The 12,303-nt window shown below is 64.6% G+C and carries 11 protein-coding genes and 1 riboswitch; of the genes, 6 read left to right on the forward strand and 5 right to left on the reverse strand.

What is annotated here, in order from left to right; all coding sequences use genetic code 11:
* The first annotated feature begins 59 nt into the window (after nucleotides 1-59).
* Together NCR39_RS25370 and NCR39_RS25375 are read left to right on the forward strand one after the other, a co-directional pair.
* The gene (locus NCR39_RS25370; RefSeq protein ID WP_250454994.1) at nucleotides 60-1,703 is read left to right on the forward strand and encodes an acyl-CoA synthetase; all 1,644 of its coding nucleotides are present in this window, start codon (nucleotides 60-62) and stop codon (nucleotides 1,701-1,703) included.
* A gap of 20 nt (nucleotides 1,704-1,723) precedes the next feature.
* Nucleotides 1,724-2,509: an enoyl-CoA hydratase gene (locus NCR39_RS25375; RefSeq protein ID WP_502800282.1), complete on the forward strand. Its 786-nt coding sequence runs from the start codon at nucleotides 1,724-1,726 to the stop codon at nucleotides 2,507-2,509.
* Between the two features lie 9 nt (nucleotides 2,510-2,518).
* On the opposite strand, the gene NCR39_RS25380 is transcribed toward NCR39_RS25375, so the two are convergent.
* Together NCR39_RS25380 and adh are read right to left on the reverse strand one after the other, a co-directional pair.
* Nucleotides 2,519-2,908 (reverse strand): DUF779 domain-containing protein, encoded by a 390-nt coding sequence (locus NCR39_RS25380; RefSeq protein WP_250454998.1) that lies wholly within the window; start codon nucleotides 2,906-2,908, stop codon nucleotides 2,519-2,521.
* 50 nt (nucleotides 2,909-2,958) lie between these two features.
* Complete coding sequence (gene adh / locus NCR39_RS25385) at nucleotides 2,959-4,479, reverse strand: aldehyde dehydrogenase (protein WP_250455000.1); 1,521 nt, start codon at nucleotides 4,477-4,479, stop codon at nucleotides 2,959-2,961.
* 372 nt (nucleotides 4,480-4,851) lie between these two features.
* Here adh and NCR39_RS25390 point away from each other — a divergent pair, with 372 nt between their 5' ends.
* From NCR39_RS25390 to NCR39_RS25400, 3 genes are all read left to right on the forward strand, one after another.
* Complete coding sequence (locus NCR39_RS25390; RefSeq protein WP_250455002.1) at nucleotides 4,852-6,246, forward strand: L-lactate MFS transporter; 1,395 nt, start codon at nucleotides 4,852-4,854, stop codon at nucleotides 6,244-6,246.
* A 17-nt stretch (nucleotides 6,247-6,263) separates the two neighbouring features.
* Nucleotides 6,264-6,392 (forward strand): MFS transporter small subunit, encoded by a 129-nt coding sequence (locus tag NCR39_RS25395; protein WP_250455004.1) that lies wholly within the window; start codon nucleotides 6,264-6,266, stop codon nucleotides 6,390-6,392.
* 211 nt (nucleotides 6,393-6,603) lie between these two features.
* The gene (locus NCR39_RS25400) at nucleotides 6,604-7,821 is read left to right on the forward strand and encodes a DUF2252 domain-containing protein (RefSeq protein ID WP_250455006.1); all 1,218 of its coding nucleotides are present in this window, start codon (nucleotides 6,604-6,606) and stop codon (nucleotides 7,819-7,821) included.
* A 9-nt stretch (nucleotides 7,822-7,830) separates the two neighbouring features.
* On the opposite strand, the gene NCR39_RS25405 is transcribed toward NCR39_RS25400, so the two are convergent.
* Nucleotides 7,831-9,084 (reverse strand): multidrug effflux MFS transporter, encoded by a 1,254-nt coding sequence (locus NCR39_RS25405; protein ID WP_250455008.1) that lies wholly within the window; start codon nucleotides 9,082-9,084, stop codon nucleotides 7,831-7,833.
* 117 nt (nucleotides 9,085-9,201) lie between these two features.
* Nucleotides 9,202-10,509 (reverse strand): voltage-gated chloride channel family protein, encoded by a 1,308-nt coding sequence (locus NCR39_RS25410; protein WP_250455010.1) that lies wholly within the window; start codon nucleotides 10,507-10,509, stop codon nucleotides 9,202-9,204.
* Nucleotides 10,510-10,586: 77 nt separating this feature from the next.
* Nucleotides 10,587-10,657: riboswitch (Fluoride riboswitch) on the reverse strand.
* Between the two features lie 80 nt (nucleotides 10,658-10,737).
* Here NCR39_RS25410 and NCR39_RS25415 point away from each other — a divergent pair.
* Nucleotides 10,738-11,160 (forward strand): HIT family protein, encoded by a 423-nt coding sequence (locus NCR39_RS25415; protein WP_250455182.1) that lies wholly within the window; start codon nucleotides 10,738-10,740, stop codon nucleotides 11,158-11,160.
* A gap of 23 nt (nucleotides 11,161-11,183) precedes the next feature.
* On the opposite strand, the gene panS is transcribed toward NCR39_RS25415, so the two are convergent.
* Nucleotides 11,184-12,143, reverse strand: a complete 960-nt coding sequence (gene panS / locus NCR39_RS25420) for a ketopantoate/pantoate/pantothenate transporter PanS (protein WP_250455013.1) — start codon at nucleotides 12,141-12,143, stop codon at nucleotides 11,184-11,186.
* Nucleotides 12,144-12,303 lie beyond the last annotated feature (160 nt).

The raw sequence follows: 12,303 nt of genomic DNA on the forward strand, positions 1-12,303 counted from the left end.
CGCCGTCAGGCGCGCGTAATATGAGCGGCATCCGCGAAAGACAGAGCGAGGAGACAACCATGACCGCCCATATGTATGACGAAGGCCTTCCCAAGACGGCGGCCAACTTCGCGGCGCTGACGCCGCTGACTTTCATCGAGCGCGCGGCGTCCGTGTATCCGGCGCGGATTGCCGTCGTGCATGGCGATGTGCGGCGCACGTGGGCCGAAACGTATGCGCGAACGCGACGCCTCGCATCGGCGCTCGCGGCGCGTGGTATCGGCGTGGGCGAAACGGTCGCGGCCATGCTGCCGAACACGCCCGAAATGGTGGAAGCGCACTTCGGCGTGCCGATGACGGGCGCCGTGCTCAACACGCTCAACACGCGGCTCGATCCCGCGACGCTCGCGTTCATGCTCACGCATGGCGAGGCGAAGGCGGTGCTCGTCGATCGCGAGTTCTCCGGCGTGGTGAAGAAGGCGCTCGCGGACGTGCCGCAGTCGCTCATCGTGATCGATGTCGACGATCCGCAGTACACCGGCGAAGGCGATGCCATCGGCGAGATCGGCTATGAAGCGCTGCTCGCGAGCGGCGATCCCGACTATGCGTGGCTGCCGCCATCGGACGAATGGAACGCCATCTGCCTGAACTACACGTCCGGCACGACGGGCAATCCGAAGGGCGTTGTGTACCATCATCGCGGCGCTTATACGAATGCGGTGAGCAACATCCTCGAATGGGACATGCCGAAGCACGCGGTGTATCTGTGGACCTTGCCGATGTTTCATTGCAACGGCTGGTGCTTCCCATGGACCGTCGCGGCGCGTGCGGGCGTGAACGTCTGTTTGCGTAAGGTCGATGCGAAGGCCATCTTCGATCTGATCCGCAGCGAAGGCGTCACGCATTATTGCGGCGCGCCGATCGTGCAGAACCTGCTCGTGAATGCGCCGGACGAGATGAAGCAAGGCATCGCGCACAAGGTACACGCGATGGTCGCGGGCGCCGCGCCGCCTGCCGCGATGATCGAAGGCATGGAGCGGCTCGGCTTCGAACTGACGCACGTGTATGGGCTTACCGAAGTCTACGGACCCGCGACCGTCTGCGCGCAGCAGGCCGAATGGAGCGCGCTCGACATCAGCGAGCGCGCGCGGCTCAATGCGCGGCAAGGCGTGCGCTATCACTTGCAGGATGCGGTCAGCGTGTGCGATTCGCTCACGATGCAGCCCGTTCCCAACGACGGCGAGACCATCGGCGAGATCATGTTTCGCGGGAACATCGCGATGAAGGGTTATCTGAAGAACGCGAAGGCCACCGAGGAAGCGTTTCGCGGCGGCTTCTTCCATACCGGCGATCTCGCCGTCTGCTATCCGGATGGTTACGTGCGCATCAAGGATCGCAGCAAGGACATCATCATCTCGGGCGGCGAGAACATATCGAGCATCGAGGTGGAAGACGTGCTGTATCGGCATCCGGCGGTGCTCGCGGCGGCCGTCGTCGCGAAGCCGGATGCGCGCTGGGGCGAGACGCCTTGCGCGTTCGTCGAAACGAAGGCTGGCGCAGAAGTGAGCGCGGCGGATCTCATCGCGCACTGCAAGGCGCATCTCGCGGGCTTCAAGGTGCCGCGTGCAATCGAATTCTGCGAGTTGCCGAAGACATCGACCGGCAAGATTCAGAAGTACGAGTTGCGCAAGCGCGCGGGCTCGGTTGCGGCAATCGACGTTTAAAGGATTCTTCGATGAGCGATATGAGCGATAGCGAAGCACTCGTCCTGCTGGAACACGACGCATACGGCATACAAGGCGCGGTGAAACTCACGTTGAACCGGCCGCAAGCATTCAACGCGCTGTCCGAGTCCATGCTCGATGCAATGGAACATGCGTTGAAGGACATCGGCGAATCGGATGCGCGGGTCGTCGTCATTGCCGGCGCGGGGCGTGCGTTCTGCGCGGGCCACGATCTCAAGGAGATGCGCGCGCAGCCCGCGCTCGACTATTACCGCGATCTCTTCGCGCGGTGCTCGCGCATGATGCTGACCGTTCAACGCATACCGCAGCCGGTGATCGCGCGCGTGCATGGCATCGCGACGGCGGCGGGCTGTCAGCTCGTCGCGATGTGCGATCTCGCGGTGGCATCGGATGATGCGCGCTTCGCGGTATCGGGCGTCAACCTCGGGCTTTTTTGCGCCACGCCGAGCGTGCCGCTTTCGCGCAACGTATCGCGCAAGGCCGCGTTCGAAATGCTCGTGACGGGCGACTTCATCGATGCAAACACGGCGCGCGAACGCGGCCTCGTGAATCGCGTCGCGCCGCTCGCCGAACTCGACGATGCAGTCAGCGCGCTCGCAGCGAGCATCGCAAGCAAGCCGCGCGAAGCGGTCGCGGCGGGCAAGCGGCTTTTCTATCGGCAACTGGAAGCGGGCATCGAAGGGGCGTATGCGCTCGCATCGGAAACGATGGCCTGCAACATGATGGACGAGGCCACGCTCGAAGGCACGCAGGCGTTCATCGAGAAACGCGCGCCGCGCTGGTGAGCATCGCGTTCATTGCGCGTGCTCGACGGGATGCTTGTCGAGCCACGCGTTCTCTTCGTCGGTGAAAAGGCGCGAACGCGTGAGAAAGCGCAGTCCCGTCGGACGTTCGAGCGAGAACATGCCGCCGTTGCCCGGCACGCAATCGATCACGAGTTGCGTATGCTGCCAGTATTCGAACTGCGATTCGCTCATGTAGAAAGGCACGCCCGCGATGTCGCCGAGCTTCACGTCCGAGCCGCCGACCATGAACTCGTTCGCGGGAAAGCACATCGGCGCGCTGCCGTCGCAGCATCCGCCGGATTGATGAAACAGCACCGCGCCATGCTCCGCGACGAGCGTTTCGATCAACGCGATGGCCGCATCCGTCGCGACGACGCGCGAGACTTCCTGTTCGCTCATGACATTCCCCGAGCCGCCCTTCGATGCAGCGGCTCTCTTCGCGCAGTGGTTTAGAAGAAGCCGAGCGGCTTGTCGCTATAGCTGACGAGCAGGTTCTTCGTCTGCTGATAGTGATCGAGCATCATCTTGTGATTCTCGCGCCCGATGCCCGATTGCTTGTAGCCGCCGAACGCCGCGTGCGCCGGATACGCGTGATAGCAGTTGGTCCACACGCGGCCCGCCTGAATCGCGCGGCCGAAGCGATACGCGCGCGTGCCGTCGCGCGTCCATACGCCTGCGCCCAGGCCATAGAGCGTGTCGTTGGCGATTTCCAGCGCTTCTTCCTCGTTCTTGAACGTCGTCACGGAGACGACCGGACCGAAGATTTCCTCCTGGAAAATGCGCATCTTGTTGTGGCCGCGAAACACCGTCGGCTGCACGTAATAGCCGTTGGCAAGCTCGCCATCGAGCGCATTGCGCGCGCCGCCGCTCAGGCATTGCGCGCCCTCCTGCTTGCCGAGATCGATATACGACAGAATCTTTTCAAGCTGCTCCTGCGATGCCTGCGCGCCGATCATCGTCTTCGTATCGAGCGGATGCCCTTGCGCGATGGCCGCGACGCGCTTCAACGCACGCTCCATGAAGCGCTCGTAGATGGATTCCTCGATCAGCGCGCGCGACGGACACGTACACACTTCGCCCTGATTCAGCGCGAACATCGTGAAGCCTTCGAGCGCCTTGTCGAAGAAGCTGTCGTCGGCGTTCATGACATCCGCGAAGAAGATGTTCGGGCTCTTGCCGCCCAGTTCGAGCGTCACCGGAATGAGGTTCTGGCTCGCGTACTGCATGATGAGCCGGCCCGTCGTGGTCTCGCCCGTGAACGCGATCTTCGCGATGCGCTTGTTCGATGCGAGCGGCTTGCCCGCTTCCAGCCCGAAGCCATTCACCACGTTCACGACGCCCGGCGGCAGCAAGTCCTCCACGATTTCCAGCAGCACGAGCAGCGATGCGGGCGTCTGCTCGGCCGGCTTCAGCACGACGCAATTGCCCGCTGCGAGCGCGGGCGCGAGCTTCCACACGGCCATCAGAATGGGGAAATTCCACGGGATGATCTGCCCGACCACGCCGAGCGGTTCGTGGAAGTGATAGGCGACGGTATCGTCGTCGATCTGCGAAATCGAGCCTTCCTGCGCGCGCGCGGCGCTCGCGAAGTAGCGGAAGTGATCGATGGCAAGCGGAATGTCCGCCGCCATCGTCTCGCGCAAGGGCTTGCCGTTATCGATGGATTCCGCGACCGCGAGCCGCGCGAGATTCGCTTCCATGCGGTCCGCGAGCTTCATCAGCACGTTCGCGCGATCCGCCGCCGACGTCCTCGCCCACGACGCCTTCGCGGCATGCGCGGCATCGAGCGCGGCTTCGATATCGGCTTCGCGCGAGCGGGGTATCGACGTGAACGGCTCACCGGTGATGGGCGAGATGTTGTCGAAATACTCGCCGCCTGCGGGCGGCACCCACTTTCCGCCGATGAAGTTGCCGTACTGCTTCTTGTACGGATAGTCCGTGCTCAGGAACTGCATCTCTGCATGATTCATCTATGTGCTCCTCGCATGTCGATATGAACGGCCGGCGATGCTGCGATGCTCGCCGCCGCACGTTCTTCTCTGCGAGTTCCATGCCATCGTTCGACAAGCCCGCGCAGCCTGGATGGACGGGCGCAATCGCTCATACGCGCTGCACGCCCGCTGTCCACTTTCGCTACAGGTGCAACGCGCGCTGTAGCGATGCGGAACAGCGGCTTGGGGCAAACGCTTATGGCAGGACGGTTCATATTGCAAAGCGCATCGCTCTTGTCTAAGGTCATGCGCAACCGTCGTCATATGTCGCTTCATCACATGTCTGACGCGATGTCGCGCGGCGGTGTACGACAAGGATAAGCGCGCCATTGACGCGCCACGGAGACCACGATGAGCACCATCAAGCAAGGGGCCGCGCACGGCCCGCAGGGCTTTTTCTCGAAGGAGGCGACGGTCGCGCGCCCCGGCTTTTCACGCTGGATGGTGCCGCCCGCCGCGCTCGCCGTTCATCTGTGCATCGGGCAGGCGTATGCGTTCTCCGTGTTCAATGCGCCGCTCACGAAGATCATCGGGATCACGCAGTCCGCGCCCGACGACTGGTCGCTCACCACGCTCGGCTGGATCTTCTCGCTCGCCATCGTGTTTCTGGGGCTGTCGGCGGCGTTCGCGGGCAAGTGGCTCGAAAAGGTCGGCCCGCGCCGCACGATGTTCACCGCCGCATGCTGCTTCGGCGGCGGCTTTCTCGTGTCCGCGCTCGGCGTGTATCTGCATCAGATCGCGCTGCTCTATCTCGGCTATGGCGTGATCGGCGGCATCGGGCTCGGGCTCGGCTATGTATCGCCGGTATCGACGCTCATTCGCTGGTTCCCCGACCGTCGCGGCATGGCGACGGGCATGGCGATCATGGGCTTCGGCGGCGGCGCGATGATCGCGGCGCCCGGCTCCGTCGCGCTGATGAACTACTTCAAGAGCGCGACGAGCGTGGGCGTGGCGGAGACCTTCGTGGTGCTCGGCATCGTCTACTTCATCTCGATGACGATCGGCGCGCTCGCCATCCGCATTCCCCCGGCCGACTGGAAGCCCGCCGGATGGACGCCGCCCACGACCGCGAACAAGATGATCACGAAGAACCACGTGCACATCGATCAGGCGCTCAAGACGCCGCAGTTCTATCTGCTGTGGCTCGTGCTGTTTTTGAACGTGACGGCGGGCATCGGCGTGCTCGGCCAGGCATCGGTGATGATCCAGGAGAGCTTCAAGTCGTCGATCACGGCGGGCGCGGCGGCGGGCTTCGTCGGGCTGCTGTCGCTCTTCAACATGGGCGGACGATTCGTGTGGGCGTCGGCATCCGACTGGATCGGCCGCAAGAACACGTATTTCGTGTTCTTCGCGCTCGGCGCGGTGCTGTACTTTCTCGTGCCGCAGTTCGCGCAGGCGGGCAACATCGCGCTCTTCGTGGCCGCGTACGGCGTGATTCTCTCGATGTACGGCGGCGGCTTCGCGACCATCCCGGCCTATCTCGCGGACATGTTCGGCACGGCGTTCGTCGGCGGCATTCATGGACGGCTCTTGACCGCGTGGGCCGCGGCGGGCATCGCGGGTCCGGTGCTCGTGAACTACATTCGCGCGTATGAAGTGGCGCACGGCGTCGCCAAGGCGGATGCCTACACGATGACGCTGCACATCATGGCGGTGCTGCTCGTCATCGGCTTCTTCTGCAACCTGTTGATCACGCGCGTGAACGACAGGCATCACATGGACACGGCGGCGCAGACCGCCGGCTGAATTCAGGGGACTCTCCGATGGATACTTCTTCCGAACGCGGCTCGTCGAACAAGGCGCTGCTGGTGGCGTTCTGGCTGTATGTGCTGATTCCGCTCGCGTGGGGCATCACGAACACGCTCACGCAGGCGGTCAAGCTGTTCAAGTAAGCGGCGGTTCGCGCGGGCGCGGACATCGCGTCCGCGCCCGCCTCGTCGACCTCTTCCACGCCAATCGCTTCCAGCAGCGATTGCTCCGCGTTCCACCGCACCGTCCAACCGCTCATTCGCCGGCATCAGGCACACGCCGTGCGTTGCTTCGCGGACCGGTGATTTCAAGTCATACGACGCGCCCCATCGATTCCCATCAGAACACGACTCCATGCGTAATCCCCCGCAGCCCAAGCTCACCAGTTTCGACAAGCGGCAGGAACTCCTGACCGCCCGGCGCAACGCCAAGATGGCCCGCTCGACGCACGCCTACGTGCGCGGCAACACCGCGAAGTTCTACGACTGGCTGGAACAGGCGGACATTCGCAGCCTTCCCGAAGGACCGGCGATCTGGATTTGCGGCGATTGCCACACCGGCAATCTCGGTCCGGTCGGCAACGTGCAGGGCCGCATCGACGTGCAGATTCGCGATCTCGATCAAACGGTCATCGGCAATCCGGTGCACGACCTGATCCGGCTCGGGCTGTCGCTGGCCACGGCGGCGCGCGGATCGGCGCTGCCGGGCGTCACCACCATCAACATGATCGAAGCGCTGTTCGAAGGCTACGCGCTCGCGTTCGACAGCGATCGCGCCTCCGACGACGTCTGCCGCAAGCCCGAAGTCGTGCGCGTCGTGATGCGCGAAGCGGTGCGCCGGTCATGGAAGCATCTCGCGCGCGAGCGCCTCGAAGACACGCGTCCGACGATTCCCTTCGGCAGCCGCTTCTGGCCCGTCAGTAAGGACGAGCGCGCCGAGATCGATGCGCTCTTCGAAAAGGCGACGGTCGCGAATCTCGCCACGAGCCTGCGCGACCGCGCGAACACCGGGCACGTCACGGTGCTGGACGCCGCGTACTGGGTGAAGGGATGCAGCTCGCTCGGACGCCTGCGCTATGCGGTGCTGCTCGATGTCGACGGCGGCGTCGTCGAGGGCGACGATCTTTGTCTCATCGATATCAAGGAAGGCGTGAAGGCCGCCGCGCCGCGTTATCCGGGCGCCGCGATGCCGCGCGACAATGCCGAGCGCGTCGTCGCGGGCGCGCGCGCGTTGTCGCCGCATCTGGGCGAGCGCATGCTGGCCGCCACGTTGCAAGGCAAGCCCGTGATCTTGCGCGAACTCCTGCCGCAAGATCTCAAGCTCGAGATCGAGCAGATCGGCCAGGCGGAAGCGATGGAAGTGGCGCGCTATCTGGCGTTCGTCGTCGGTCAGGCGCACGCGCGCCAGATGGACAAGGCGACGCGCCGAAGCTGGCTCGCCGAACTCAAGCGCACGAAGCCGAAATCGATCGATGCGCCGTTATGGCTGTGGAGCAGCATCGTCGAGCTGGTGGGCAGTCATGAGGTCGGGTATCTGGAGCATTGCCGGCGATACGCGCTCGCGGCGGAGTGAGCGGGGCGTTCAACCCGCCCGCCGCGCGCCCCCATCCGGCGCAGCCTGCTCCAGATGCCGCAGCAGCTTCGTCACCATGCCGACGACGGTGAACGCCAGCAGCACGAAAAACACCGCCAGCGGCGTCAGCACCTGCACCGACACGAAGCCCGCAAGTCCCATCATCAAGGACGACACGAGCAGCAACGCGCAGCCGAGAATCGCGCTCGTCAGCCCGGCGATGTGCGGGAACAGCGAATTGCCCTTCGCCATCAGCGTCGGATACATCGCGCCGGCGCAGAAGCCCATCACGAGCACGGGCGTCGCGAGCGTCCACACGCGTAGGCCCACCGTCAACGCGAGCAGCAGCATCACGACGGATGTGACCGCCATCGTGCACGCCCCGATGCGCAGCCGCCGTTCCGCGCTCGGCAGACGCGGACCGTGCACGCGATTCGACAGTCCGCCGAGAAAGTACGCGAGGCCGATGCCGAGCGCGAGATAGCCGAAGTAAGTCGGCGGCTTGTGCAGCGTGTTCTGCACCATGAACGGGCCGACGATATTGAACACGAGCAGGATGCTGTAGCACAGCCCTTGCGCCAGAAAGCAGCTCTGGAACACCGGACTCGACAGCACCTTGCCCGCGTTCGTGATGAGCGTGCGCGGCGCGAGATGAACGGGCCGCGGCAAGGTTTCGCGGTATCGCCAGACGAGGAACCACATCACGATCGAATACAGCAGCAGGAACACGAGGCACGACTTCCAGCCGAACAGTTCCTGCAAGTGCGCGCCGATCACGGGCGCGACGATCGGCGCGAGACCCCACGCAATCGACATGTACGTGAACGCGTGCATCAGCGCCTGTCCGGCGAAGGAATCGGTGATGATGGTTTTCGCGAGCAGATTGGTCGTCGCGATGCCAAAGCCCTGCATGCAGCGCGCGAGCAGGAACGTTTCGAGATTCGTCGCGGCGAGCGAAAGCAGGCAGCCGAGCGTGAAGATCACGAGGCCGAACGCGAGCACGCGCTTGCGGCCGTACGCATCGGCGACGGGGCCGAAAATGAGCTGGCCGAGCGCGTACGCGGCCATGTAACCCGACACACTCGACTGAATGGCTTGCGGCGACGTCGCGAAGTAACGCGCCATCGCGGGCAGCGCGGGCACGTAGATGTCGATCGCGAGTTGCCCGGCGGACGCGAAGAAGCACACGAGGAACAGCAGAAAGCGCGGCGAATTCGATTCGCGCACGGCGGCGAAAGAGCGGTCGGGGTTGGCAGGGTTCATAAAGGGCGAAAGCGCCGATGCGCTCGTCGAGCATCGGCCGGTCCGAAGATCGAAGGCAGCGTTCAGGGATTGAACCGCGTATTTTGCCTGTCATCGGGCAAAGGCGTGCGATCGCGATCACGAACGCTCGTCTGCCTGCCCGCGCTTGCGAAACGCGGCGACATCGGCGAGGCGAATATCTTCCGGCAAACGCCGATGCTTCGCCTGCCCCACGCGCTGCGCCCGATAAATGCCCGTGTGCCCCGAAAACAGATAACTGACGACGCACGCCACGGCGGCATAGACGCCGATATGCGCGCCGAAAAGCTCGATCGCCATGACCGTGGATGCGATCGGCGTATTGGCCGCGCCCGCGAACACCGCGACGAAACCGAGCGCGGCCAAAACCGGCACCGGCAGCGCGAGCACCTGACCGAGCGCGTTGCCGAGCGTCGCGCCGATATAGAACAGCGGCGTGACCTCGCCGCCCTTGAAGCCCGATGCCAGCGTGACCACGGTGAACGCGAACTTGCCGGCGAAATCGTAGACCGGCAGATCGCCGCGAAACGCCGCTTCGATGGTCGGAATGCCGAGGCCGAGAAACTGCGGCGTGTTCAGGAGCGTCGCGCACACGGCGACCACCACGCCGCCCGCGAACGGCCGCATCGGCGCCCACGCAATGCGGCGCTTGATGAACGCGGACAGCGCGTGCGTCGTATCGGCGAACAGCATGCCGACCACGCCGAACGCCACGCCCGCCAGCACCGCCGAGCCTAGGCCCATCGCGCTCACCGGCGGAACGAACGGCACCGCGTACGCCGTGTGATGGACGCCCCAGAGCCTGCACGTTTCATCGGCGACGATGGCCGACGCCACGCACGCCAGCAGCGCGTCGTAGCGCAGGCGGCCTATCGCGAGCACTTCGAGACCGAAGATCGCGCCAGCGAGCGGCGTGCCGAACACCGACGAAAAGCCCGCCGCGATGCCGCCCATCAGCAGGATGCGGCGATCGTCGGTGCCGAGACGGAAGAATTGCGTGACGCGATCGGCGAGCGCGCCGCCCATCTGCACGGCCGTCCCTTCGCGGCCCGCCGATCCGCCGAACAGATGCGTCACGACGGTCGCCGCGAGCACGAGCGGCCCCATGCGCGCGGGCACGATCGTGCGCGGATCGTGGATTTCGTCGATCAGCAGATTGTTGCCGCCCTCGACCGGCTTGCCGACGCGCTGATACACCCAGCCCGTGGCGAGCCCCGCGACGGGCAGCAGCCACAACAGCCACGGATGCGCGATGCGCGTGTTCGTGGCGGCATCGAGCGAATAGAGAAAGAATGCCGACGCGGAGCCCGCGAGCACGCCCAGCACGGAAGACAGCGCGAGCCAGCGCACGAGATGCGGCGCCATGGCGAATTGCTCGACATGCCCGATGGAAAGAAGACGCTTCATGATTGGCAGATTTGACTGAACATCAAACCTGAGCGGCAGAACGCCGCTTTGGACGGCCCACGACCTCCTGCGCTCAGGAACTCGTAGGCATCATCAGCCGGCAGGACAGCCGGCGGTTGTTTGGAGGAATGCCATCTCCAGGAGGGCGCATTCTAAGCGAAAAACGCGTGGCCGTGCATGGAAGACCCTACACTTGGCATCGTCGAATTCTTCGCAACGGAGCCGTTCATGAACTATGACCCGAACAATATCTTCGCCCGCATTCTTCGCAGCGAACTGCCGTGCATCAAGGTGAGCGAAACGGCGCACACGCTCGCCTTCATGGACGTGATGCCGCAATCGGACGGACACGTGCTCGTCATTCCGAGAGAAGCAGCATCGACGATTCACGATGTCTCCGACGCCGCGCTCGCCGAATGCATGCGCGAGGTGAAACGCGTAGCGGCGGCAGTGCGCGATGCCCTGCGGCCCGACGGCATGCTCATCGCGCAGTTCAACGGCGAGGCGGCGGGCCAGACCGTGCCGCACATCCATTTTCATATCATCCCGCGCTGGCACGACGCGCCGCTGAAGCAGCATGCACGCGTGCGCGCGGACGATGCGACGCTCGAAGCGCAAGCGCAACGCATTCGCGAGGCGCTCGGCAACTGAGCGCCCCGCTGCTTGAACGACGTTCAGCTTTGCCGCGCGGCGACGCCGGAAGCATCGGCGTCGCGCGTCGCGCCTTTCGCCGGACGTCCCGCCCAGTAGCCCGCGAGCACCGAACCCGAGAGGTTGTGCCACCCCGAGAACAGCGCGCCGGGCAGCGCGGCGATCGGCGTGAAATACAGCTTGCCGAGCGTCGCGGCGAGACCCGAGTTCTGCATGCCGACTTCGATCGCGAGCGTGCGGCAGACGGCTTCGTCGAAACCGAGCAGGCGGCCGCCCCAATAGCCGCCGAGCAAGCCGATGCCGTTATGCAGCACCACGCCCAGCGCGACCACCATGCCCACCGACGCGATGCTCTTCTGCGTGCCGCCGACCACCGCCGCGATGATCAGGAGAATCGACACCATCGAGATCAGCGGCAGCAGCCATTCGATCCTGCGCACGAACTTGCCGAAGAAGTGATTCACGATCAGCCCGACGACGATCGGCAGCGCGACGATCTGCAGAATGCTCATCAGCATGCCGTGGACATCGACGACGATGGACGCATCGACATAAAGGCGCGTGAGCAAAGGCGTCGCGAACACGCCGACGAGCGTGGACAGCGCGCTGATGGTGACGGACAACGCGACGTCGCCGCGCGCGAGATAGATCATCACGTTCGACGCCGTCCCGCTCGCGACGCTGCCGACCAGCACCATGCCCGCCGTCAGATCGGGCGGCATGCGCAGCGCCTTCGCGATGACCCACGCCGCGAGCGGCATCACGAGGTAATGCAGCACGATGCCCGCGATGACGGGCGCGGGGCGCGTGAAGACGCGGCGGAAATCGTCGATGGAAAGCGTGACGCCCATCGACAGCATGATGATGGTGAGCAGCGTCGTGACGTGCGGCGCGATGCCGGTCACGGATGCAGGCGAGAAATAAGCGGCGATCGAAACAACAACGGCCCAAAGCGGAAAGAGACGGGTGATTCGGGCAAGCATGTGAAGCGTTCCTCGTATGTCGTGTCGTGTGATGGTCGAAGCCGTGGCGCGCGGCGAACGGCTTCACGACCCGTCAGCCGTCGATGATGCGGCTCGTGGTCGAAGAGAATGACGCAGGCTTGCCTTCGTGGGGCGCATGCCCGTCCGTGACGCCGGCGCG

Source organism: Caballeronia sp. ATUFL_M2_KS44, assembly GCF_023630965.1.
Taxonomy (GTDB): domain Bacteria; phylum Pseudomonadota; class Gammaproteobacteria; order Burkholderiales; family Burkholderiaceae; genus Caballeronia; species Caballeronia concitans.

What these genes read in the sequence shown, in the direction of transcription:
- panS (WP_250455013.1), bottom strand. Translation starts at nt 12,143, where the DNA reads ATGCTTGCCCGAATCACCCGTCTCTTTCCGCTTTGGGCCGTTGTTGTT.
- NCR39_RS25410 (WP_250455010.1), bottom strand. Translation starts at nt 10,509, where the DNA reads ATGAAGCGTCTTCTTTCCATCGGGCATGTCGAGCAATTCGCCATGGCG.
- NCR39_RS25400 (WP_250455006.1), top strand. Translation starts at nt 6,604, where the DNA reads ATGCGTAATCCCCCGCAGCCCAAGCTCACCAGTTTCGACAAGCGGCAG.
- adh (WP_250455000.1), bottom strand. Translation starts at nt 4,479, where the DNA reads ATGAATCATGCAGAGATGCAGTTCCTGAGCACGGACTATCCGTACAAG.
- NCR39_RS25390 (WP_250455002.1), top strand. Translation starts at nt 4,852, where the DNA reads ATGAGCACCATCAAGCAAGGGGCCGCGCACGGCCCGCAGGGCTTTTTC.
- NCR39_RS25415 (WP_250455182.1), top strand. Translation starts at nt 10,738, where the DNA reads ATGAACTATGACCCGAACAATATCTTCGCCCGCATTCTTCGCAGCGAA.
- NCR39_RS25380 (WP_250454998.1), bottom strand. Translation starts at nt 2,908, where the DNA reads ATGAGCGAACAGGAAGTCTCGCGCGTCGTCGCGACGGATGCGGCCATC.
- NCR39_RS25370 (WP_250454994.1), top strand. Translation starts at nt 60, where the DNA reads ATGACCGCCCATATGTATGACGAAGGCCTTCCCAAGACGGCGGCCAAC.
- NCR39_RS25405 (WP_250455008.1), bottom strand. Translation starts at nt 9,084, where the DNA reads ATGAACCCTGCCAACCCCGACCGCTCTTTCGCCGCCGTGCGCGAATCG.
- NCR39_RS25395 (WP_250455004.1), top strand. Translation starts at nt 6,264, where the DNA reads ATGGATACTTCTTCCGAACGCGGCTCGTCGAACAAGGCGCTGCTGGTG.
- NCR39_RS25375 (WP_502800282.1), top strand. Translation starts at nt 1,724, where the DNA reads ATGAGCGATAGCGAAGCACTCGTCCTGCTGGAACACGACGCATACGGC.